Source organism: Dysgonomonas sp. HDW5B, assembly GCF_011299335.1.
Lineage (GTDB): Bacteria > Bacteroidota > Bacteroidia > Bacteroidales > Dysgonomonadaceae > Dysgonomonas_A.
In genome coordinates, this window is record NZ_CP049858.1 from 921,474 (window position 1) to 944,224 (window position 22,751).

Below are 22,751 nucleotides of genomic sequence, written 5' to 3' on the forward strand. Positions count from 1 at the left end.
GGTCACAGACCTCTTTATTACAAAGCCAATTTCTTAGCAACACCTTTCGACTCGTTATGAAAAGCATCTACTGCTGTCACAACATATTTATATTTCGTTTTGCCTCCTTCGTAAGGAAGAGAATATTTTGTATCGCGAGTGATACCTACAATATTACGAGCATCTTCTAAATTCTCTTTTTGCCCTTGAGCAAATCGATAAACAACAAAATAAGTGGCTGCAAGAGGATCTCCTTGTTCTCCATCCCTATCCCAAACCAAAAGGTGAGCAGCTTCGGTGTACTTTTCTTTTACATTTTTCACCTTCTTGGGACTTCCTTTATACATATGTGTATAAGCGGGAATAAGCGATGGGTATTTATGATAGTTCGATTTCAGGTTATCGGTAATACCTCGGTAATTATCCATCAGATTCTGACCATACCAGAAGCAGTTACCGTTTACCGTTTTGTAACTTCTCGAGAGTCTCATCTTTTCTGATAATTGATTATCTCCCGAAGGCATCACAGCATCCATAGTCCTTTTTATATCTTGACCGATATACAAGGGTTGCTCGAAATTATTGTTTGCCCACCATTCGATAAGAGTTGAGTAATCGGCTGCTTTATGTCCTATCTCCCAATAGATTTGAGGCATATTATAATCTATCCAACCATTCTTAACCCACAACTTTACATCGGCATATAAATCATCGTAGTTCTGCAATCCGGTCGTATTACTTCCCGTACCATTAGGAGTACTTCTTTTGTTACGATATATACCGAACGGGCTTATACCGAAACGTACCCAAGGCTTAGTTACTATAATGGTCTCTTTAATCTCTTTAATCAGAGAATTCACGTTATTACGACGCCAGTCGTCACGATGTGCCTGATCGAATCCCTGAGCTGCGCCATAGGTTGCAAAACTTCTATCATCGGGAAACGGTTTTCCGGCAATAGGATATGGATAAAAATAATCATCCATATGTATTGCATCCACATTATAGCGTTTTACAATATCTTTTACCACCTTACAAATAAACTCTCTATTGGCAGGTATACCCGGATCGAAGAAAATCTGAGTTCCGTATTTCACAAAACGATCGGGATATTGATAATAAATATGATTCTTAGTTAAGACCTGATTTTCGGAAAGTGATACACGATAAGGATTTAACCATGCGTGTAGTTCCATATTGCGTTTATGGCATTCGTCAACGAGAAAAGTTAGCGGATCAAATCCGTCGGCCATCGGCTTACCCTGAGTTCCTGTCAGGAAACTGCTCCAAGGTTCAAGTTCTGAATAATAAAACGCATCTGCCTGCGGACGAACCTGAAAAATGACAGCATTGATACCTGCTGACTGAAATTTATCGAGCATATTACTAAAATAGGCCTTCATCTGGGCACTGTTCATCGTCTTATACTGTCCCTGCCAAGCAGTTTGAATCCATGCTCCTCTAAATTCTCTTTTAGGATATTGAAGATCTGTATAACTAAGCTGAGGCTTCTTACTTCCACAAGAAGACAGAATAAGCCCCATTAGCAAAATAGTCAATAGATATTGATATCTGAAATACCTTTTCATTACTTATTATTGATGATTTTTAATTTTGTTTTGCAAAAATAGAATAATTAATGCGAAGACTAAAGCTTTTGAGCAGTAAACAAAAGATAATCTAAATCTTAACCTTCATTATAAGGCTAATTTATAATTTTTACGATATATATTATATCACTTTTCTTACTTTTGTAAAATTCGAACATTACAATTTCATAGATTATGATGCCTGAACAAATTTCCGAGATAATAATCATTGCCCGATATATTTTAATCGCCCTATCTGTTATAGGAGTTATAGTACTTGCCTTTGGTATATATCAGCGTAGAAGAAAACTAATAGAAAGAGGTGCATATATGCTCATCCTCTCTATAGTACTGAGTATTTGCGGATACCTGATCTATGAAAAAACGAAGCAACGAAGTTCTGAAATGCTACAAAATACATATATCACTTACTGACAAAAGAATGAGATACAATATAATCCTATACATAGTACTCTTCTTCGGATGGAGTTTTACGTCTTGTGCACAGGAATCCGAAAAAATCAAAATCGGAGTAATGAGCGATCCCCATTATCTATCGGAACAATTGATGGATAGAGGTTCAGCTATTCAAAATGCAGTAAATACAAGCGGAAAAGCCATATCGGATGTACCCCAGATTTTAGACCAGGTATTAGCCGATTATCTCAATAGCGACATAGAGGTATTGCTTATTCCGGGGGATATGACCAAAGACGGTGAAAGACAGAGTCACATCGATTTTGTAAAAAAGCTGCAACCACTCATTGACAAAGGGATAAAGGTATTTGTAATACCCGGAAATCACGATGTGAATGTACCTCATCCGCTGAAATATGAAGGAGATAAAACATATCCGACAGAAAATGTAACTCCCATGCAGTTTAGGCACATATATGCAGACTGCGGCTATAACAGAGCACTTAAACGAGATACTGCATCACTAAGCTATGTAGCCCAACTGAATGACAAAACCTGGTTATTGGCTATCGATGGTTGTCGCTATAAAGAATATACTACATCAACCATTTCTTCGGGGCAAATATCCAGAGAAACCGAGCAATGGATTATGGGTGTAATGAACGAAGCCGAACAAAATGACATTCAGGTAATAGGCATGATGCACCATGGCTTGGTAGAGCACATTATGTTTCAGGCAACGTTTTTCAAAGATTACGTCATTAATGACTGGCAGAGGCTTGCTCCCCTTTTTGCAGACTCAGGCATGAAAGCCATTTTTACGGGACACTTCCATGCTAATGATATCACCGAATACAGATCGCCACGAGGCAATAAAATCTACGATATAGAAACCGGTTCACTTTGTGCTTATCCGTTTCCTTACCGCTTTGTTGAATTGGACAGAAAAGGAATGACGATTTCCACGAAAAATGTAACTGCAATACCTAATAATACCAATCTGGCGGAAGACAATAAAGCAATTATGCAAGAACGCGGGCGATATATAGCTATGAATAAGCTTAAATCTATGGGGATGAAGTTACCTGATTCAACATTATCGCTAATGACTGACATGATCGGCAGGATATTTGTCATGCATCTAGCCGGAGATGAGATAGTGGACGAAGAGTTAAAAAAAACAATGAAACAATTGTCTCAGGAACTCGACTCGTCTGTTCCTGTACCGATAGACAATATTGAACTGGATTTTTACCCTGCTGATAATAATGTAAAAATAACATTCTAAGGACATTGCAGTAAGCACAAATAATCTGCTGATTACTAAAATTGTTCAAGATATATCGTTCTATAATGTGAATTGATTAACTTTGCTAATCAATAAGTAAAGTTTAACGCTTATTGCTATAAAAACATTCACTATTTACATGGATAAAAGGTATTATAATCGGTACAAATCTTTACTCGAAAAGTTAAATTACACCTACAAAGGGTATAATGTTAAGTATTTGGTTCCGGGTTATTTTACATTCCTGTTTAGTGACGATGCCCTTTCGGCTCGGGATGTCTTCAAAGAATTTTATATCGGAACTCAGATTACCGATCTTAGTAAAGTACTTGAGAGTAAATCCAATTCAGTAATATCGTTTCTTATCGACAGGGACGACTATAAAGATCTGGCTAATTCGGTAAAAGCTATTTATCCCGATTCATCAATTGTTAAACTTTCGGGGCTGCCTAATAAGAAAGTTTCATTTCTGAGTTTCTCTTACATCAAACATCTACTTAAGGCAACTAAGCTCATTTTCACTCGATCGATCGAGGAGTCTTTTATGACCAAACTGTTTCTGGTTGGCTTGATTACGAAACTGTTTAACCAAATATATGCACTCGAAAAAGCCTCATTCCCCGAAAACATAAAAAGATATATTTGTTTTAATGCAGCGTATAAAGAGGAAAGCTTGCTTACCCTTTATTTCAAAAACAGGGGAATAGAAACCATCTCTATGCAGCACGGTATTTTCTGCGATTTCAAACTGATTATACCTTTTGACTACATCAACTTCGACAATATGATTGCCGACAAGCTTTTGTGTTGGGGACAATCGACAGTCGATTATCTGACTTCAAAAGGAATAGACCAATCGAGACTGATATTAATGGGGAATCCGAAATACAAGGATTTAACGATTGAGCACGTAGACCAATCTTTCACCAAATGCCTCGTTTTATTGGGTCGTGCTATCTACATACCCTCCAATGAAAAGTTACTTTTGCTATTAAAAGAGTTTAATAAGAAACATAACAACAAAATATTGTTCTATATAAAGAAGCATCCCTTTTTGATGGATGTGGAACATAAATCATTTGCCAGCATTTCCGACAATATGATTTTCCTTGGGAGGGAACATTCCGTACAGGAGGTTTTGCGATCTGACATGGTCAACTTTACCATTGCTGTTAATACAACTGCTTATTACGAGTCGTTAGCATTGGGCAAAATTTCGTTACGATGGTCTGAATCTGAGAACGAAGAGTTTATCGGTATGGATGATAAATTTGTAAACTTATCGGAATTTGAATCCAAACTAAAAGAGTTTAGCGAGAAACCCGAAACGGAAGTAAGACAGGAAATGAAAGATATTATTAAGTATGTATTTAATCCGGAATTGACATGATAGATATAGTAGATTGTACCCTTAGAGACGGGGGATATTATACAAATTGGGATTTTGACGGAAACCTGACTCTCAATTATTTTCAGGCAATGGAAAAACTACCTGTTTCATACATTGAAATCGGATACAGATCTTTAGTTCACGATGGTTACAAGGGGGAGTATAACTACTGTCCTGACTATATATTAGAATATGCACGTCAGCAAATGCCTACTAAAAAGATAGGTATTATGCTGAATGAAAAAGAAGTTAGACCCGACGATCTGGAACAACTGCTATCTTCCTGCAAGGGGAAATTAGACATCATACGGATGGCTGTTGACCCTGCCAACATAAAACGTGCAGGAGAAACCGCAGCACGCATCAAAGCGATGGGCTTCGAAATGGGCTTCAATGTCATGTATGTTTCTAAATGGATGACCGAATATCCCGATTTCATGACCGAAGTAGCCAACCTAAATGGTAAAGTGGACAGTTTCTCTATGGTTGATTCTTACGGAGGTATATTTCCCGAAGAAGTCGAAACCATTACCCGACATCTTAGAACGGTGCTTCAATGCAAAATAGGATTTCACGGACATAACAATACTGAATTGGCTTTTGCCAATACATTGGCTGCCATAAAAGCGGGTTGTGAAATTATAGATACGACCATTACGGGAATGGGACGGGGCGCAGGTAATATGAAAACTGAACTCCTGCTGTCCTACCTATCTTCAAAAGAAGGTGTAGCACTAGATTTCAACAGCCTAAGCACAACAGTTGCAGATTTTGAACGTTTGAAAGAAAAATACGGTTGGGGAACCAATCTGCCCTATATGGTATCGGGGTTCAATTCGCTTCCTCAAAAAGATGTAATGGATTGGGTAACTCGCCGATTTTACTCTATCAATAGTATTTTGCAAGCTCTGCACAATATGAAGGATAAAAAGGGTGATAATCTGAAACTACCTATCTTCAATGCCGAAAAGTCACATTTCGATATTGCTCTTATAGTTGGTGGAGGTCCTAGCGGTGCAACTTGTGCAACAGCAATTAAACAACTGATAAAAAAACAAGCTGATAAAAAGGTTTGTATTATACATGCCAGCAGTAAAAATGCAGGTTATTATAATGATATAGATATTCCTCAGTTTTTCTGTCTGGTAGGAAACGAGGGACACCGTTTAGAGAAAGTATTTGCGAACTTCGATCTTAATAAAATCTCGTGTGTTCTGCCCTCTTATCCACGTAAGATGGGAACTTACATTCCTCAACAATTAGTTGACAAAAGTTTTGAGTTGAAAGAAGTGACTTTCTCTACTCTTTATAAGGATTCACATACGGCTTTAGCATTGCAAACAGCCATAGAACTCGCTGCTAAAGATATTTATATCGCAGGCTATGATGGATACGACGGTTTGATAAATGAGAATGAACGAATACTTACATCTGAAAACGAATACCTTCTTTCACAAATAGTGAAGACGAGACCCGATATAGAAATAGCCACCATAACAGCAACCAAATATCAAGGGGTGAAAAATTTATCAGTATATAGATTGTTAATTGACTAATTGAATGAAAATATCAGTTTTTCTGCCATGCAGAGCAGGTAGCGAGAGAGTTCCACATAAAAACACCCGCACTTTTGCCGGAATTGAGGGAGGGCTCTTAAAAATTAAATTACAACAATTGATTGCTTGTAATGCAATTGATACTATAGTTCTATCGACTAATGACGAAGAAGTAATTCAACTGGCAGAAACATTATCAAGCGATAAAATAAAAATAGACAGACGTCCCGAACATCTGGCGACGTCAAGCACATCTACCGATGATTTGGTAAAATATGTACCTACTATTATCAGTGAAGGAGCAGTTTTATGGACTCATGTAACGTCTCCTTTTATTGATGGTAAAATATATGAAGAAGCAATCAATGTTTACAAAGATGCTCTGTCAAAAGGTGAAAATGATTCACTTATGTCAGTTACCGCCCTTCGAACTTTCATATGGAATAAAGAGGGGGCTGTTAATTATGACCGAAACAACGAAAAATGGCCAAGAACCCAGACTATTGAACCTCTTTACGAAATCAATAGTGGAATATTCTTAGCAGATATAGATATTTACAGAAATTTGCAAGACAGGATTGGTCAAAAACCGTTTCTATTTGAGAATAACGATATAGATTCTTTTGACATCGATTGGGAAGAAGATTTCTTTATAGCCGAAGCCATTTATAACAAATTAATGCCTTAATATGACTCCTACTATCTCCATAATAATCCCCATCTATAACATGGAACAATTTCTGGGACGTTGTCTTGATTCTGTTGTGAGTCAGACATACAGCTCTTTAGAAATTATCCTTGTTAATGATGGTTCAACGGATTCTTCGGGAGATATTTGTGATAATTATGCTCAAAACGATAATCGGATTAAAGTTATACATCAAGTGAACTCTGGTGTATCGTCTGCTCGTAATGCAGGACTCGATGCAGCAACAGGCGATTATATAAGCTTTGTTGATCCCGATGACTATATTGAACTCAATACATACGAAACGCTCATTCCCTATCTGGGTAATGATATAGATATACTGAGATTTAATGCCAAAAGAAAAGGCGAGATATTAAATTGGCTCCCTTTCAAAGGCGAATACTCCGGTGATCGTTTCGAACAAGAAGTAGTCCTTCCGATGATTGGTTCAGAAAAATTCGGAGGTATGTTTATACTTGGTGTTCTTTGGGTTCATCTATTCAAAAGGGATTTGATTGAGAAGGATCACATCCGCTTCAATAAGGAGTTGAGAAGGTGCGAAGATCGATTGTTCACTATAACAACTATGCTTCATGCCAACAAGATGTTCTTTGTAGATGATATTCTTTATCACTATCAGGTAAATGACGAGTCGTTATCCAATAGATATGATCCTATCCGATGGAAGCAGGAATTAATATTCTTGGATGACCTAAAGGAAGAATATACCCGTACAAAATCCGAGTCATTTATTACAGAGGCTGATAAACGTATCAAAAATGATTATGTACTAAGGGCTGTAACATCTATTAACAACGAATATTTCACCAATAACAACAATAGTTTTTGGCAACGATATAAAAATATTAAGAAAATAATAAACAATCCGAATACCAGATTGTCTATAAAATATATACAAAGAGAAAAATCAGGACTAAAAGGAGATTTAATAATAGGGATGATTAAATACCGTCTTATTTTATTACTAAACCTTTTCAACTCCTTAATTTTATACAAAAACAAGGTTCTATGATGGATAAAATATCAGCAATCGTCCCGTGCTACAACGAAGAGCAAGCTCTTCCGTACTTGTATGAAGAACTTACGAGGGTAGCTCAACAAATGAGTGGACAAGATTTTGAGTTCATTTTTGTTAATGACGGATCAAAAGACAAAACACTTGAGGTTATTAAAGCTCTCAGAAAAAAAGACAATAGAGTAAGATACGTCTCTTTCTCTCGTAATTTCGGAAAAGAAGCTGCTATTTATGCAGGACTAGAAGCTGCAACAGGTGACTATGTTGCCATGTTGGATGCCGACCTTCAAGACCCTCCTCACTTACTTATCGAGATGTACCAAACTCTTCAGGAAAAAGAGTATGATTGTGTAGCTACACGTCGCGAAGACCGTAAAGGAGAGCCTGTTCTCCGTTCGTTCTTTGCAAAGAAATTTTATCAGCTCATCAATAAAATATCGGATACCGAAATTGTAGACGGAGCAAGAGACTTTAGGTTGATGACACGTCCAATGGTTAATTCTATTCTAAAATTGGGAGAATATAACCGCTTCTCGAAAGGTATTTTCGGATGGGTGGGTTTCGATACCAAATGGATTGCATATGAAAATGTAGAACGTGTAGCCGGACAAACCAAATGGTCGTTCTGGGGATTGTTCTTTTATTCACTTGAAGGTATTATTGCTTTCTCGACCCGCCCCTTGGCTATTGCTTCTATTTTTGGGTTTGTATTTTTCCTTATCTCCCTTGTGTGGATTTGCATGATTATTACCAAGACATTGCTGTGGGGCGATCCCGTTCCCGGTTATCCGTCTTTGATCTGTGCTATATTCTTCATCGGAGGTATACAGTTGTTGTGTTTGGGAATATTGGGACAATACCTGTCAAAAACTTACTTGGAAACAAAAAAACGTCCGATATACATAGCGAAAGAAACAGAACAGGATGCTTAAAGCTGATAAAATATATAATTATAAGGAATCCTTATGTAGTACGCTTCATAAGGCTGACTCTTTCTTCGGTAAGCCTCTTGTCAAAAGAGTATGCTTCGGACTGATTATTGTCTCATCCTTTATTCTTATATATATACTCAATATTTTACACCCAATATTCGGGGACGATTGGAACTATTGCCTCTTACCTGACGGTCAGACTAAAGTAAAAAGCTTCTCTGATATTTTACATACTCAATACGAGCATTATTTTACATGGGGAGGACGTACGGTAGTGCATATAATAGCACAAAGCCTCCTTTTGGCAGGAATATCTATTGGCGATTTCATCAATAGCCTGGCATACATAGCCTTCACACTGGTGATCTATTATATGACTAACCAATCGAATAAGGTAAGACCATCGTTGCTTTTAGCAATTAACTTACTTATCTGGTTCTTTCAACCGGCTTTTGGGTCTACCATACTGTGGATTACGGGAAGTGCCAATTATCTGTGGGGGACACTTATTATTTTGTGCTTTCTAGTACCATATACTAAGCAAGCATTATCTCCCAACAGTAGTAATAGTTATCTAAAAGCTGCCTTGTTCTTTCCTGCGGGTATTATTGCCGGTTGGACAAACGAGAATATGGCAGTTGCTCTTATAGTAATGCTGACCACCTTTGTGATATATTACAAAGTAAAATATAAACAGATTCCCTTATGGGCAATTACAGGACTTACAGGTGCTGTTATTGGGTGCGTGATAATGATTGCTGCTCCGGGAAATTACGCCCGCATGAATAATGTTTTGTCGCAAGAACATATTAACGAATCATTTATAGTCATTTTTATAGGTCGGTTTACTGCTGCAATTGCCGGATATTATTACTTTGTATTAGTACCTACATTTATATTTGTACTTACATTGTGCTTTTATCGTTCTTTTGGTAAGAAAACCGATAAACCCATTCTATTTATATCCGCAGTTTTCGTTCTGGGAGCAATTGTAGCTACATTAGCCATGTCAGCATCCCCAATATTTCCGGGAAGGGCAGCTTTCGGCATTATTACCCTATTCTTTGTCGCAATATGTATTTTGTATGCTAATCTTGATTTTTCGAAAGCTTTAGTTAAGCAGGTAATTTATACAACCATCGTTTTCGGATTATTATTCTTTATTGCCGATTATTACAGAGGATATCAAGAACTTAAGAATGCAGAAAAAATACTACAAGCAAGAGCAAGTGTCATAGAAAAAGGAAAGAAAGAAGGCATCAAGGACTTCGTGTTTAATGACCGAATATTTCCCGAAGGACGTTTCTTTCACTACTTCGAGCTTTCTTATGATCCGAATGACTGGCATAACAGAATGTTTTCAGCATATTATGAGATCAACTCTGTAGTTGTAAAATAAGAAAAGCTCTATCAAATGATAGAGCTTTTTTCATATAATAAATATAAAATTTTACTTTTTAAGACTCTGAATAGTTTCTTCTATTGTCTTGATTTTACTTTCCGCATCTGCTTGCTTTTTGCGTTCAGCATCTACCACATCGGCTTTTGCATTGGCTACAAACTTCTCATTTCCCAGTTTCTTCATAACTGAATTTAAGAAACCTTGTTGATATACCAAATCAGCCTCGAGTTTAGCAAGCTCAGCCTCAACATCAATATTATTACCCATAGGCACAGCAAATTCTGTTGTACCAACCAGAAATGACATTGCTTGAGGATTTTTCTCATTTACGGCTCTGATCTCTGTAATATTACCCATCTTAGCAATTACAGGATTATAAGCATCATTATGCTCTCCGATAATCTCCAATTCTAAAGAATCTTTATTCGGTATATTCTTTTGTAATCGGATAGTACGGATACCCGAAATAGTTTCCTTTACCTTTTCAAATGCATTCAAAAGATCGGTATCGACATTCTTAGCAGTTGGCATAAGAGCAACCATAATACTTTCCCCTTCTTTTCTTTCAGAAAGAGCCTGCCACAATTCTTCGGTTATAAATGGCATATAAGGATGTAGCATTCTTAGCAAAGAGTCAAAGAAGCTAAGTGTCTCCTGATATGTTTTAGCATCAATCGGCTTTTGGTAAGCAGGTTTAATCATCTCTAAATACCAAGAAGAAAATTCATCCCAGAATAGTTTGTAAACAAGCATCAATGCTTCTGACAAACGATATTTTGAGAATAAATCATCTATTTCGGTAATTGTTTTAGACAATACATTATCAAACCATTTCACTGCAATAGCTGCCGATTCGGGTTGTTCTATAGAGCTATCTACCTCCCACCCTTTTACTAGACGGAAGGCATTCCATATCTTACTATTAAAGTTGCGACCTTGCTCGCAAAGAGCTTCATCAAAAGGAATATCGTTTCCGGCAGGTGCTGTAAGCAATAATCCCATACGTACCCCATCAGCACCATATTTGGCAATCAGCTCAAGAGGATCGGGTGAGTTACCCAACTGCTTCGACATTTTACGTCCTTGCTTATCACGAACAATACCTGTAAAATATACATTCTGGAAACATGGTTTCTGACGATATTCGTACCCTGACATAATCATACGAGCCACCCAGAAGAAAATAATATCCGGACCTGTAACCAGATCACTTGTAGGGTAGTAATACTCTATATCCTTATTATCTGGTTGATTTATTCCATCAAATACCGATATAGGCCACAACCACGATGAAAACCAAGTATCAAGACAATCTTCATCCTGACGAAGGTCCTCTATTTTCAGATTTGGATTCTTCTTTTGAGCTTCGATCAAGGCCAATTCGGGAGTCTCTGCAATTACATAACCGCCTTCGGGCAAGTAATAGGCAGGAATACGATGTCCCCACCAAAGTTGACGGCTGATACACCAATCTTTAATATTTTCCATCCAATGGCGATATGTATTCTTATATCGTGCCGGATAGAATTTTATAGTATCGTTTTCAACTGCATCCAAAGCGGGTTTTGCTAGACCATCAATCTTCAAGAACCACTGCATAGACAGTTTAGGCTCGATAGGTACATTGGTACGCTCCGAGTAGCCTACTTTATTGGTATAGGCTTCGGCTTTTTCCAACAGTCCGGCTTCCAACAAATCTTTTTCGATTTTCTTACGAACATCGAATCTGTCCATACCTTCGTATTGAAGTCCGTGCGCATTGAGAGATCCATCGTCATTGAAAATATCAAGAGCTTCCAGATTGTGCTTTTCACCCAACATATAATCATTCACATCATGAGCCGGAGTCACTTTAAGGAAACCTGTTCCAAATTCCATATCTACGTAATCATCTTCAATAATCGGCACAACACGATTTACAATAGGTACAATTACTCTCTTACCTTTCAGATGTGCTGTTTTCTCATCATTCGGATTGATACAAACAGCAACGTCACCAAAGATAGTTTCGGGGCGAGTGGTTGCCACAACTGCAAATCCATCTTCGCCTTCAACTTTATATTTTAAATAATATAATTTACTGTTTTCTTCTTTGTGTATAACTTCTTCATCAGACAAAGCTGTTTTGGCCGTAGGATCCCAGTTAACCATACGAACTCCTCGATAGATAAGACCTTTGTTGTAAAGATCAACAAATACCTTGAATACGCTTTCGGAACGTTTCTCGTCTAATGTAAAACATGTACGATCCCAGTCGCACGAAGCTCCCAGTTTACGCAATTGCTGAAGAATAATTCCGCCATGTTCATCAGTCCACTCCCAAGCATGTTTCAAGAACTCGTCACGTGTAAGGTCTTTCTTACTGATTCCCTGTGAAGCCAGTCGGCCTACAACCTTAGCCTCTGTTGCAATGGATGCATGGTCGGTACCCGGAACCCAACAAGCATTTTTGCCCATCATACGTGCACGACGGACTAGTATATCCTGAATCGAATTGTTCAACATATGCCCCATATGAAGGACACCTGTGACATTAGGAGGAGGAATGACGACAGTAAACGGCTCGCGACTGTCTGGTTCTGAATGAAAAAGATTGTTCTTCATCCAATACTCATACCACTTATCCTCTACTTCCGCAGGATTATACTTACTTGCAATTTCCATAACTTAAAAATATTTTTCGAACTGCGAAAATACGAAAAATGTTTGTACATAAATAAGGTCTCAGACCTTTTTATTGCTTTGACAAGTATAATAACGATCAATAGTTATCACTTTTAGCTACAACATGAGATTTATAGTTTTACTTTGATGGCACACACCTTTTATGTTTTTTGTTTTGTGTGATTTTTTATTCTATATTTGATTCTTACAATATAATAAAGAACACATATGGAATATTCAGAACCTAAAGCATCTATTGATCAAGCCAGAGTAAATTTGTTTTTAGCTACTAACGGCAAAAAATTCTCTCCTTATCAATTGAATCAGATTATAGCTGAGCTACCAAATCTTACTGATGCTCAGTTCCAAGCTTTGCTGTCTCAAGATTTTAAAGATCCTACAATGATGCTGATTATATCTCTTTTGGGAGGTCTCTTAGGCATCGACAGATTTATACTTAACGATACAGGATTAGGAGTACTCAAATTACTTACCTGCGGAGGTTTTTATATTTGGATGATTATAGACTGGTTTATCATTCAAGATAGAACTAAGGAATATAATTATAATCTATTAGTTCAAACTGTAAATAGAATCAAGTAATATAACCTTGACATTTCATTCTCCGGTAATAAAATCACGCCAATACCCTTTCAATACAATCATAGCGATCCTTGCTATTATGGGAGGATACTTGGCGTTATTGTTCATGGACTATAATCTGCATCATGAACATATAACATCGTGCCCCTTTAAGTTGCTGACAAGTATTCCCTGCCCCGGATGTGGTATGGGACGGGCAACTCTCGCATTATTATCGGGTAATATCTCACAATCTCTTTATTATAACATTCTGTGCATTCCCCTCAGTATGGCAATTATAATCTCTCTATGCTGGCTCTTTTATGATCTGATAAGAGGTAGGGAAACTTTCTTCAAAACAATCAGACGCCCTTTAAAGTTAAAATATAAGATTCCTCTTTTTGCAGTCCTTCTCATTACTTGGATCTTAAATATTGCACATAAAATATAAGCAACTTTCCCTTGTTCTTTAACTAAAAGACACGCTCTATTTCACTAAATTTGTATGTGAGGAAAATCATTCACATAGATATGGATGCCTTTTATGCTTCTATTGAGCAAAGAGACAATGAGGAATATCAAGGCAAGCCACTTGCTGTAGGGTATGCCGGTGACAGAGGTGTGGTTGCCGCTGCCAGCTATGAGGCAAGGAAGTATGGAGTAAAATCTGCCATGCCTTCTAAAACAGCTTTAAGAAAGTGTCCTCACTTGATCTTCGTTCCCGCCCGCTTCGATGTCTACAAATCTGTTTCGAATCAGATCATGGATATATTCTTGGAGTATACCGATCTGGTTGAGCCCCTATCACTGGATGAAGCTTTTCTGGATGTAACCGAGAACCATAAAAATATTCCTTATGCCACTCAAATAGCTAAAGAGATCAAAAAGAAGATCTATGAAACTACCTCTCTAAACGCCTCTGCTGGGGTTTCATATAATAAGTTTCTAGCCAAAATAGCATCCGACTACAAAAAGCCCAATGCATTATTTGTGATCAGACCCAAAGATGCCGAAGCTTTTGTTGAAAGCTTGCCAATCGAACGTTTCTACGGAGTAGGTAAAGTAACTGCTCAAAAGATGCATCAACTAGGGATAAAAGACGGCTTAGAATTAAAATCGAGAAGCGAAGCCGAATTAGTTGCCAATTTTGGAAAAGCAGGTCACATGTACTATATGAATGCACGAGCTATAGATGACCGCAAGGTAGAACCAAACAGAGAACGAAAGTCGGTAGGAGCGGAAAACACGTTCAGTAACGACATCGAATCGCTGGATGAACTTGCCATAGAACTGGATGAAATAGCCCAAGATGTAATCAATAGAATTGAGAGAAGCGGATTCCTCGGACGTACAATTACCCTAAAAGCCAAATATGCTGACTTTAGAATAATTACACGAAGTAAAACTCTAATAGCAGCAGTTACCGACTATAGCACATTATACAATACAGGATTTGAATTAATGAAAGATATAGATCTTTCAGCCAAAGTACGCTTATTGGGTTTAAGTATAAAAAATGTAGATAACGTCATTTGGCACGATGCGATACAATTGTCTTTAGATTTTAAGGATTGGGATGATCTTAACCAACAGAAAGAATAATCCCGTGTTCTTCTGCCATTTTACGAATATTCAATATGGCATAACGCATTCTACCCAAAGCTGTATTAATACTTATTCCGGTTTGTTCCGATATTTCTTTAAAGCTTAGTTCTTGGTAATATCTCATTTCGAGGACTTCACGCTGACTCGGAGGTAAGTAGTGTATCAGCTTTTTCACATCTTCCAAGATCTGACTATAAATAAGCCTGTCCTCAATCGTATTATCGCATAGGTTTGCATTATTCAGTAAATCAATCTCAGTTTCATCATTAGAAACTGTATTCTCGCTTCTTTCCTGTCTGAAATAATCTATCACCAGGTTATGAGCGATACGCATTATCCACGCTCTGAACTTACCATTTTCGGTATACCGACCTTGCTTTATAGTTGTAATAGCTTTAATGAACGTTTCCTGGAAAACATCCTCCGCCATTTCTCTATTTCTTATTATAAAATATATGTAATTATATACATTCTTTTGATGACGAAGAAGAAGTTCATCAAAAGCTAGATTATTACCAATCGAATAAGAAATAACTAATTCTTCATCAGTCATGTCCTTTAATACATCCATTACTATATGTCTAAGTTACTATGAGTAATGATTTTTCGATAGGCTTTGTAATTTTGGTTTATAACTAAATACAAATTAATAGCATTTATCTCGTATTTGCAAATCTTTGACAGCTATTTTCCTGATATATTTTTAACTTTTCTTATTTGATTGCACAATTAAGGAGCTAATCTGTTAATTTCCCAACCGCCATTAACATTACTATACTGAATTCTATCATGTAATCGACTTTTACGTCCTTGCCAGAATTCGACAAGAATAGGTCTTACCAAATAACCTCCCCAGTTATCAGGTCTTTTTACATCAACATCTGCAAATCGCTTCTCAAAATCAGCTACTAGCCCTTCTAAATATTCGCGGCTAGGAATAATCGAGCTTTGTGGAGAAGACCATGCACCCAATTTACTGCCAATAGGACGTCTTTCGAAGTAAGAATCGGATTCCTCCGGTAGTATCTTCTCAACTCGGCCTTCGATCCTCACCTGACGCTCCAGTTCGTTCCAGATGAAAGTCAATGCACAATTTGGATTCTCTTCTATTTGCTTAGCTTTTCGGCTATCGTAGTTTGTAAAAAACACAAAGCCTCCTTTTCTAATTTGTTTCAACAATACAACTCTTGACGATGGTTTCAAATCGAGTCCTACTGTTGCCAGATTCATTGCATTGGGCTCTAACACCTCGGCTTCCAGGCTTTCTTTAAACCAAATCTCAAACTGTTGAATCGGATCCGGCAAAACATCTTGGGTATCTAAAGTTTTAAGTGTAAAATCTCTTCGTAAATCTGATATATCAATCATTGCTTTTTTATTAAGTTCTTTTTAACTATCGATACATATTCAACTCGATCATTCAATGAATGATCGAGTAATAAGTTCAACGAATTATCTACATTTTGTATAACCTCTATATTCTTTTCAACATTCAAATATATATCTTTTATTTCAAGAAAGTATATACACCTTATCATGTTATACCTACCCAGATAATACATTCAATTCTCATCAGCATCTGCTGTTTTCTAAAAAATACGATTGATCTGTAAAAACTAATGCAGAACAAGAACAATGCTTCCCCCATAGTTTACTTTTGCTAAAAAATAAAAAGCCGCTCCAAAACTTGGAACGGCTTTTTTATCAATTCTTTTTAACTGAATTACTCAGCATTCAAAGTAATACGTTTGAACTCAACAACTGTCAACTCTTTGTCTATAGATTGAAGATATTGTTCAATATTTTGTTTTGGGTTCTTAATGAACTCTTGTTGAAGAAGAGTAAACTCTTTGTAGAATTTAGTCAATGCACCTTCAGCAATTTTATCAATAAGATTTTCAGGCTTACCTGCTTCAAGAGCTTTTTCTTTTGCAAGATTCAATTCTCTTTGTTTGATTTCTTCCGATACATGCTCAGCTTTCAATGCTACAGGATTCATTGCTGCAATTTGCATAGCAACATCTTTTCCTACTTGAGCATCTACATTTGCCTTGTTGAAACCTACAATTGTTGCCAATTTGTTTCCTGGGTGCACATAAGCAACTACAGTTGGAGCAGTAATAGTTTCGTATGCACCAATTTCCATTTTCTCTCCTGTTATACCCATACGGTCTACAACAACATCAGAAATCTTACGACCTCCGATTTCAAGATTATTTAGAGCATCTAAATTTGCAGGTTTGTTAGCTAATGCCACATCTAAGATAGAAGTAGTCATACCAACAAACTCAGCGTTGATTGCAACGAAGTCAGTCTCACATCTTACTGCAACAATTGCAGCAAAATCATTGTTTGTACCAGCAAGTACACATCCTTCCGAAGCTTCACGATCGCCACGTTTTGCAGCAAAAGCTTGTCCTTTTTTACGGATTACTTCGATTGCTTTTTCGATATCACCCTCTGCTTCAGTCAATGCACTTTTACAATCCATCATACCCGCACCTGTTCTCTTACGAAGGTTTTGGATATCAGCCATAGTAATTGCCATATCTTTATATTTTTTTGATTATTAATATTCTAGGTCTAAGACCTTTTTATTACTTTGGCAAGCATAATCTCGACTGACAGTTATTACTTTCAAATACGATATTAAATACTTGCTTTTTCTTAAAAAAGCAAAAGGTCAAGAGTGAGCCCAAAAGATTTATCCCTTAGCACTTACTCTTAACCTTTAGTATAATTATTATTCTTCGTCTTTAACGAATTTGCTTGTAACAGCAGCTTTCAACGCATCATCATCATCTTTAGATGTACGTTCTTTTTTAGCTGTAGTTCTTTTGCGGTCTTTTTTAGCACCATCTTCTTGTGCTTCAGCTGCAGTGCTATCTGCTTTTTCTACTTTTCTTTCTTCCAAACCTTCTTTGATAGAATCGCAAAGGTGAGAAAGAATTACTTCAATAGATTTAGAAGCATCATCATTTGCAGGGATAACGAAATCAATATCAGAAGGATCTGAGTTTGTATCTACCATAGCAAATACAGGAATACCCAAACGTTGAGCTTCTTTAACTGCAATATTTTCTTTCAATACGTCAACGATAAACAAAGCTGCCGGTAAACGTGTAAGATCTTGGATAGAACCTAAATTCTTTTCAAGTTTAGCACGTTGACGAGTTACTTGAAGTTTTTCTCTTTTAGAAAGAGTATCGAATGTACCGTCTTTAATCATTTTGTCGATAGTCGACATTTTTTTCACAGCTTTACGGATAGTTGGGAAGTTGGTCAACATACCTCCTGGCCAACGCTCAATCACGTAAGGCATATTTATAGAAAGTGCGAGATCAGCAACAACTTCTTTCGCTTGCTTTTTAGTAGCAACGAATAAAATTTTCTTACCCGATCTTGCTATTTGTTTCATCGCAGCAGCAGCTTCATCAGCTTTTGCTATCGATTTGTAAAGGTCGATAATGTGAATGCCATTACGCTCCATGAAAATATAAGGAGCCATCGCCGGATTCCACTTTCTTTTTAAGTGTCCGAAGTGTACACCAGCTTCTAATAATTGGTCAAATTCTAATTTTGCCATTTTTGTTTTTTTAATGCGTTTACTTTCTTTTTCTGTAAATTGAATTGTCGGGTAGCTCTACTTATGAAGTCCCGTCAATTTAGATACTAAACGTAACTTTTGATCGATGTATCATCTACATCTATATTTCTACTCTCGCCTATGAACTTATGCAACCAAAAGCAAATGTCCGAGGGAGAAAGCCATATCCAAATTAACGTTTTGAGAATTGAAATTTCTTTCTTGCTTTAGGTTGTCCTGGTTTTTTACGTTCAACAACACGTGGATCACGAGTCATAAATCCTTCAGCTCTTAGAGCAGGTTTATCATCCGCATTGATCTTCACTAGAGCACGAGCAATACCTAGACGAGCAGCTTCTGCTTGACCTTTGTACCCACCACCGTTCAGATTAATCTTAATGTCATATTTCTCAGCAACACCTAATTTATTTAGAGGTTGGTTTACAACATATTGAAGAATTGTCGATGGAAAGTAATTTGCCAGTTCTCTTTTGTTGATAACAATTTTCCCAGTTCCTTCGCTTAGGTATACGCGTGCTACTGCAGCTTTGCGTCTTCCGATTGCATTTATTACTTCCATTGTTATTATTTAAGAGTGTTAATATCTATTACTTTTGGCTGTTGAGCATCATGTTTGTGCTCTGCTCCACCGTATACATAAAGATTTTTCAATAAAGCAGCACCTAATTTATTTTTAGGTAACATACCTTTAACTACTTTATGCATCAAACGATCTGCACCTTTACCCATCAAAACTTGAGGAGTTGTTTCACGTTGTCCACCTGGATAACCTGTATATCTCAAATATACGCGATCAGTCCATTTGTTACCTGTAAGAACAACCTTATCAGCGTTAATGATAACAACATTATCTCCACAATCAACATGGGGAGTAAAGCTTGGCTTGTACTTTCCTCTCAAAAGCATAGCCACCTTTGAAGCCAAACGGCCTAAAGTTTGACCTGATGCATCAATCACAACCCATTCTTTTTTAGCAGTTGCTTTGTTTGCAGAAATGGTCTTATAACTTAAAGTATCCACTTTCTTTATTTTTTAATTTGGTTAATGACTTTTATTTGACAATATCGGTTTTACTTATTTACTAAGGACACTTATTAAGCAAACAACCAGCTATATATCAAATATTTATATTCACATTTATAATAATCGGCTCGCAAAGATACAGATTTCCTGCGAATTATCAAAAAAACTACACTATTTTAGACATATAAAATAAATAAGGGCTTGCTTAATGCAAACCCTTATTTAGAACGGAGCTATATAAGTCCTGATTATTCTGATTTAGAATATAATAAATATCCGGCATTTTGAATATACGTTAATGTATATCCTGCCTCTACTTTCGAATCTTCTTTCATTATTCTGAACCAAATACTCTTAGTTACATTAGCATCAAGACTAGATGGCTGAAGCGCTCTTCTCAATGAAGTCATATCAGCAACGATCATTTTATCTTCAGTTTTAGTAGTCGTTCCAACAGCCGTTCCTGTTTTAGTCAAAATAACATCTACAATAGCTGCATTCTCGGGTAGAGCAGTTTTATTCTTTTGCACCTGCTTAGTTGCATCATAATAAAATTTAGCCGTCAAAACTTCCCCATCTTTTAACCCTGCAGTATAGCTAAACAACCATCTGTCTGAAAAGAAATTATTTGATGAGTACTTATTCAGATTAAATGTTTTAAAGAATGCTGAATTTGTTTGTTTTGTAGTATCTACAGCTTGAGAAGTAATAGCTTTCTGATCACTATAGGGAAATGACTCTCCTTCTGCAACCGTTGCATATTCAGCCTTTAATATATTAGTACCCGATATAATATTATTCGTATTAATTTTATAAGTCAATAATACTGCATCGTTTTTCGCATACGACGAAATACCATCCCAAGTAATATACGTTCCGCCTAAGCCACTACCTACTGCTGCATATTTCACTCCATTATCCGCGATATTTATCACACCAAACTCTCTAGTCCCCTGATAGGTCGATTCATTATCACCTAAACACGAAGGCAGAATAACGGCTAACATAGCCACTGCACACACATACAAAAATGTCTTTCTCATGATTAATTAAGTATTTTATAATTGTTTCTATTATTTATTTTTAATGCATCGTATCTATGACTTTAAAAACCAAACTTCAATCCCAGATTAAAGTTAAACAGCCACTTACGATCCGAAAATATAGTTTCATATTCATTATTAGCCTGAAAATAATAAGCTCCTCCAAAGGTTGTATAAACAGATAGCTTATTATACAACGGATAAGAGATACCCATCAATGCCGTAGCTGAAAATTGAGGTCTACTTTGAGATATGTTACGCTTCGACGAACGTTCTGAATTTAATAGATCATCAATGCTACTCTTACTCTCTATTCGCCCGTAGAAATCTTTCTGAATCATTCCTCCCAACGATGTGTAAAATTGAGCCTTCTTCCATTCTGCAAGCTTATAATTTACAGATAATGGAATACCGAAGTAGTGAAAATATTGTTGATCATTCTGATTATACTCTGACTGCCCGTCCATTCTTATTCTGGCAGAAACATAAGTATAAACAATACCACTTTCAAGAGATATCTTATTGGTTAGTTTCTTATTCACAGCTACCCCGAAAGAGACGGGCTGATTATGTTCCAACCTGAACTGCTGGCTTCTTAGAGTATAAATTCCATCAGAAGCTAAAGCGGCATTCGCATATCGAAATGTGTTTGCAACATCATTCGATTTAGAAAAACCTCCTCCTCCACCAACACCAATAGCAATACCCTTAGAACCATCACCTTTCTTCTCTGATTTTACCCGGGTATGATTATCTGCTAATATATTTTTCGATTCATCCCCTGCGGCAGCAAATGCTTCAATTTTAGATTTTAATTCACGTTCAAAGTCCGGATCTTTCGGCTGGAAGTTTTCTTGTTTTGCAGCATCAGCAACATAAACATCTTGCACATCCTGTACTCTGTTTTCTGTTATTGTATTCACAACAGGAGCAACACGCTCTGAAGATATACTTCCTGACAATTTTTCGGCAGACGAGACAGTCTTGGTTCTAGCAACAAACTGACCAGAGGTAGTAGCCAACAAACTCAAAGTCGGTTGAGTTTTTACCTGTTTTATTACCTTGTTATCGGAATTATCCTCCCGATCGTCAACTTTAAGCTGTGCGAAAGAATGGTTCCTCTCAATCGTTTTATCCTCTATCACCTTCGCTATATGAGTATTCTCGCTATTCTGAGGTATAAAATATAGAACTGCAAAAATCACGGCAGCCGCCGCAGAAGCCCAACTCAGAATCCTGTAAACGGGTTTCTTTAGAGATGGCCTTATGGGAGCCTGAACCGGAAGGTCAGCCTCAATCTTATCCCACAATGACGGAGGAAGGTCAGCCTCAAAACCTTTCAGTTTCGAAGAAAAGACATCCTTTATGTGATCTTTATCCGCTTTCATTGTTTTTTAAAATATGCTTTAACCTTTTCTTGCAATAACAATCTCGCTCGAATATATTGTGAGCGGGATGTTCCTTCGGCTATACCCAAAGCCTCACTAATTTCTTTATGCGAATATTCCTCTATGGCATATAAATTGAAAACCGATCTATACCCCTGAGGCAATTCTTGTACCATCTTCATCAACTCCGACTCCGATATTTTGTCTATATCATCATCCGAATCATCTCTTATTTCATCTGCATCCGAAAGATTTTCAATGTCTTCCGAATATTGTTTCTTTATCTTATCTTTTCGAATTGTTTCCAAAGCCAAATTTATAAAAATCCGTTTCATCCATCCCTCAAACGAGCCTTTTCCTTCGTAAGATACAATATGTGTAAAAACCTTTATAAATCCATCATGCAATAAATCCTGAGCCGTTTCGGCATCCGACGAATAGCGAAGACATATCCCATACATCACACGCCCATATCGTTCGTAAACGATTTGCTGTGACCTACGATCTTGTTTCTTGCATCCCTGTATTAGCTGCAATTCTTCCATCCGGATTTTTAGGTTCA

The 22,751-nt window shown here is 37.0% G+C and carries 22 protein-coding genes; 11 read left to right on the plus strand and 11 right to left on the minus strand.

Annotated features, from left to right (window positions below; all coding sequences use genetic code 11):
• Nucleotides 1–17 precede the first annotated feature (17 nt).
• The gene (locus G7051_RS03690; RefSeq protein ID WP_166198628.1) at nt 18–1,568 is read right to left on the minus strand and encodes a glycoside hydrolase family 10 protein; all 1,551 of its coding nucleotides are present in this window, start codon (nt 1,566–1,568) and stop codon (nt 18–20) included.
• Nucleotides 1,569–1,763: 195 nt separating this feature from the next.
• Between G7051_RS03690 and G7051_RS03695 the strand changes: the two genes are divergently transcribed.
• The 8 genes from G7051_RS03695 (at nt 1,764) to G7051_RS03730 (ending at nt 10,274) form a co-directional block, all read left to right on the plus strand.
• Nucleotides 1,764–2,003, plus strand: coding sequence for a hypothetical protein (locus G7051_RS03695; RefSeq protein WP_166111296.1), 240 nt, complete (start codon nt 1,764–1,766; stop codon nt 2,001–2,003).
• A gap of 7 nt (nt 2,004–2,010) precedes the next feature.
• A complete protein-coding gene (locus tag G7051_RS03700) occupies nt 2,011–3,273 on the plus strand; it encodes a metallophosphoesterase (protein ID WP_166198630.1) in 1,263 nt (420 codons plus the stop codon).
• A 139-nt stretch (nt 3,274–3,412) separates the two neighbouring features.
• Nucleotides 3,413–4,663, plus strand: a complete 1,251-nt coding sequence (locus G7051_RS03705; protein WP_166198632.1) for a hypothetical protein — start codon at nt 3,413–3,415, stop codon at nt 4,661–4,663.
• The gene (locus G7051_RS03710) at nt 4,660–6,219 is read left to right on the plus strand and encodes an aldolase catalytic domain-containing protein (RefSeq protein ID WP_166198633.1); all 1,560 of its coding nucleotides are present in this window, start codon (nt 4,660–4,662) and stop codon (nt 6,217–6,219) included. The genes G7051_RS03705 and G7051_RS03710 overlap by 4 nt, the downstream gene beginning before the upstream one ends.
• A 4-nt stretch (nt 6,220–6,223) precedes the next feature.
• Nucleotides 6,224–6,907, plus strand: coding sequence for a cytidylyltransferase domain-containing protein (locus tag G7051_RS03715; RefSeq protein WP_166111308.1), 684 nt, complete (start codon nt 6,224–6,226; stop codon nt 6,905–6,907).
• A 1-nt stretch (nt 6,908) separates the two neighbouring features.
• On the plus strand, nt 6,909–7,940 hold the full coding sequence (locus G7051_RS03720; RefSeq protein WP_166198635.1) for a glycosyltransferase: 1,032 nt from the start codon (nt 6,909–6,911) through the stop codon (nt 7,938–7,940).
• Nucleotides 7,937–8,875: a glycosyltransferase family 2 protein gene (locus G7051_RS03725; protein ID WP_255493308.1), complete on the plus strand. Its 939-nt coding sequence runs from the start codon at nt 7,937–7,939 to the stop codon at nt 8,873–8,875. The genes G7051_RS03720 and G7051_RS03725 overlap by 4 nt, the downstream gene beginning before the upstream one ends.
• Nucleotides 8,868–10,274, plus strand: coding sequence for a DUF6056 family protein (locus G7051_RS03730; protein ID WP_166198637.1), 1,407 nt, complete (start codon nt 8,868–8,870; stop codon nt 10,272–10,274). The genes G7051_RS03725 and G7051_RS03730 overlap by 8 nt, the downstream gene beginning before the upstream one ends.
• Before the next feature lie 51 nt (nt 10,275–10,325).
• Here the strand turns inward: G7051_RS03730 and G7051_RS03735 are convergent, their stop codons facing one another.
• Entirely contained in the window at nt 10,326–12,941 is a 2,616-nt protein-coding gene (locus tag G7051_RS03735) for a valine--tRNA ligase (protein WP_166198639.1), read from the minus strand.
• Nucleotides 12,942–13,169: 228 nt separating this feature from the next.
• Between G7051_RS03735 and G7051_RS03740 the strand changes: the two genes are divergently transcribed.
• From G7051_RS03740 to dinB, 3 genes are read left to right on the plus strand one after another with little or no spacing between them, the layout of a single operon-like run.
• Nucleotides 13,170–13,544: a TM2 domain-containing protein gene (locus G7051_RS03740; RefSeq protein ID WP_221412821.1), complete on the plus strand. Its 375-nt coding sequence runs from the start codon at nt 13,170–13,172 to the stop codon at nt 13,542–13,544.
• A 7-nt stretch (nt 13,545–13,551) separates the two neighbouring features.
• The gene (locus G7051_RS03745) at nt 13,552–13,974 is read left to right on the plus strand and encodes a DUF2752 domain-containing protein (RefSeq protein ID WP_221412925.1); all 423 of its coding nucleotides are present in this window, start codon (nt 13,552–13,554) and stop codon (nt 13,972–13,974) included.
• A 50-nt stretch (nt 13,975–14,024) separates the two neighbouring features.
• A complete protein-coding gene (dinB, locus tag G7051_RS03750) occupies nt 14,025–15,125 on the plus strand; it encodes a DNA polymerase IV (protein WP_370522985.1) in 1,101 nt (366 codons plus the stop codon).
• On the opposite strand, the gene G7051_RS03755 is transcribed toward dinB, so the two are convergent.
• From G7051_RS03755 to G7051_RS03795, 9 genes are all read right to left on the minus strand, one after another.
• Nucleotides 15,106–15,699 carry an RNA polymerase sigma factor gene (locus tag G7051_RS03755; RefSeq protein WP_166111326.1) on the minus strand — a complete coding sequence of 198 codons (594 nt, stop codon included), beginning with the start codon at nt 15,697–15,699 and terminating at the stop codon, nt 15,106–15,108. The genes dinB and G7051_RS03755 overlap by 20 nt on opposite strands.
• A 158-nt stretch (nt 15,700–15,857) precedes the next feature.
• Complete coding sequence (gene pdxH, locus G7051_RS03760; RefSeq protein WP_166198643.1) at nt 15,858–16,496, minus strand: pyridoxamine 5'-phosphate oxidase; 639 nt, start codon at nt 16,494–16,496, stop codon at nt 15,858–15,860.
• Nucleotides 16,497–16,851: 355 nt separating this feature from the next.
• The gene (tsf, locus tag G7051_RS03765) at nt 16,852–17,676 is read right to left on the minus strand and encodes a translation elongation factor Ts (protein WP_166198645.1); all 825 of its coding nucleotides are present in this window, start codon (nt 17,674–17,676) and stop codon (nt 16,852–16,854) included.
• A 195-nt stretch (nt 17,677–17,871) separates the two neighbouring features.
• The gene (gene rpsB / locus G7051_RS03770) at nt 17,872–18,714 is read right to left on the minus strand and encodes a 30S ribosomal protein S2 (protein WP_166111334.1); all 843 of its coding nucleotides are present in this window, start codon (nt 18,712–18,714) and stop codon (nt 17,872–17,874) included.
• Between the two features lie 193 nt (nt 18,715–18,907).
• On the minus strand, nt 18,908–19,294 hold the full coding sequence (gene rpsI / locus G7051_RS03775; protein WP_050710317.1) for a 30S ribosomal protein S9: 387 nt from the start codon (nt 19,292–19,294) through the stop codon (nt 18,908–18,910).
• Nucleotides 19,295–19,299: 5 nt separating this feature from the next.
• The gene (gene rplM / locus G7051_RS03780; RefSeq protein ID WP_166198647.1) at nt 19,300–19,755 is read right to left on the minus strand and encodes a 50S ribosomal protein L13; all 456 of its coding nucleotides are present in this window, start codon (nt 19,753–19,755) and stop codon (nt 19,300–19,302) included.
• A gap of 251 nt (nt 19,756–20,006) precedes the next feature.
• Nucleotides 20,007–20,801, minus strand: a complete 795-nt coding sequence (locus G7051_RS03785; protein ID WP_166198649.1) for a hypothetical protein — start codon at nt 20,799–20,801, stop codon at nt 20,007–20,009.
• A gap of 62 nt (nt 20,802–20,863) precedes the next feature.
• Nucleotides 20,864–22,189: a hypothetical protein gene (locus G7051_RS03790; protein WP_166198651.1), complete on the minus strand. Its 1,326-nt coding sequence runs from the start codon at nt 22,187–22,189 to the stop codon at nt 20,864–20,866.
• A complete protein-coding gene (locus G7051_RS03795; protein WP_166198653.1) occupies nt 22,186–22,734 on the minus strand; it encodes an RNA polymerase sigma factor in 549 nt (182 codons plus the stop codon). Before G7051_RS03795 ends, G7051_RS03790 begins: the two co-directional genes overlap by 4 nt.
• Between the last annotated feature and the right edge of the window lie 17 nt (nt 22,735–22,751).

Coding starts and splice junctions, on each gene's coding strand:
- G7051_RS03690 (WP_166198628.1), bottom strand. CDS start 1,568: ATGAAAAGGTATTTCAGATATCAATATCTATTGACTATTTTGCTAATG.
- G7051_RS03695 (WP_166111296.1), top strand. CDS start 1,764: ATGATGCCTGAACAAATTTCCGAGATAATAATCATTGCCCGATATATT.
- G7051_RS03700 (WP_166198630.1), top strand. CDS start 2,011: ATGAGATACAATATAATCCTATACATAGTACTCTTCTTCGGATGGAGT.
- G7051_RS03705 (WP_166198632.1), top strand. CDS start 3,413: ATGGATAAAAGGTATTATAATCGGTACAAATCTTTACTCGAAAAGTTA.
- G7051_RS03710 (WP_166198633.1), top strand. CDS start 4,660: ATGATAGATATAGTAGATTGTACCCTTAGAGACGGGGGATATTATACA.
- G7051_RS03715 (WP_166111308.1), top strand. CDS start 6,224: ATGAAAATATCAGTTTTTCTGCCATGCAGAGCAGGTAGCGAGAGAGTT.
- G7051_RS03720 (WP_166198635.1), top strand. CDS start 6,909: ATGACTCCTACTATCTCCATAATAATCCCCATCTATAACATGGAACAA.
- G7051_RS03725 (WP_255493308.1), top strand. CDS start 7,937: ATGATGGATAAAATATCAGCAATCGTCCCGTGCTACAACGAAGAGCAA.
- G7051_RS03730 (WP_166198637.1), top strand. CDS start 8,868: ATGCTTAAAGCTGATAAAATATATAATTATAAGGAATCCTTATGTAGT.
- G7051_RS03735 (WP_166198639.1), bottom strand. CDS start 12,941: ATGGAAATTGCAAGTAAGTATAATCCTGCGGAAGTAGAGGATAAGTGG.
- G7051_RS03740 (WP_221412821.1), top strand. CDS start 13,170: ATGGAATATTCAGAACCTAAAGCATCTATTGATCAAGCCAGAGTAAAT.
- G7051_RS03755 (WP_166111326.1), bottom strand. CDS start 15,699: ATGGATGTATTAAAGGACATGACTGATGAAGAATTAGTTATTTCTTAT.
- pdxH (WP_166198643.1), bottom strand. CDS start 16,496: ATGATTGATATATCAGATTTACGAAGAGATTTTACACTTAAAACTTTA.
- tsf (WP_166198645.1), bottom strand. CDS start 17,676: ATGGCAATTACTATGGCTGATATCCAAAACCTTCGTAAGAGAACAGGT.
- rpsB (WP_166111334.1), bottom strand. CDS start 18,714: ATGGCAAAATTAGAATTTGACCAATTATTAGAAGCTGGTGTACACTTC.
- rpsI (WP_050710317.1), bottom strand. CDS start 19,294: ATGGAAGTAATAAATGCAATCGGAAGACGCAAAGCTGCAGTAGCACGC.
- G7051_RS03785 (WP_166198649.1), bottom strand. CDS start 20,801: ATGAGAAAGACATTTTTGTATGTGTGTGCAGTGGCTATGTTAGCCGTT.
- G7051_RS03790 (WP_166198651.1), bottom strand. CDS start 22,189: ATGAAAGCGGATAAAGATCACATAAAGGATGTCTTTTCTTCGAAACTG.
- G7051_RS03795 (WP_166198653.1), bottom strand. CDS start 22,734: ATGGAAGAATTGCAGCTAATACAGGGATGCAAGAAACAAGATCGTAGG.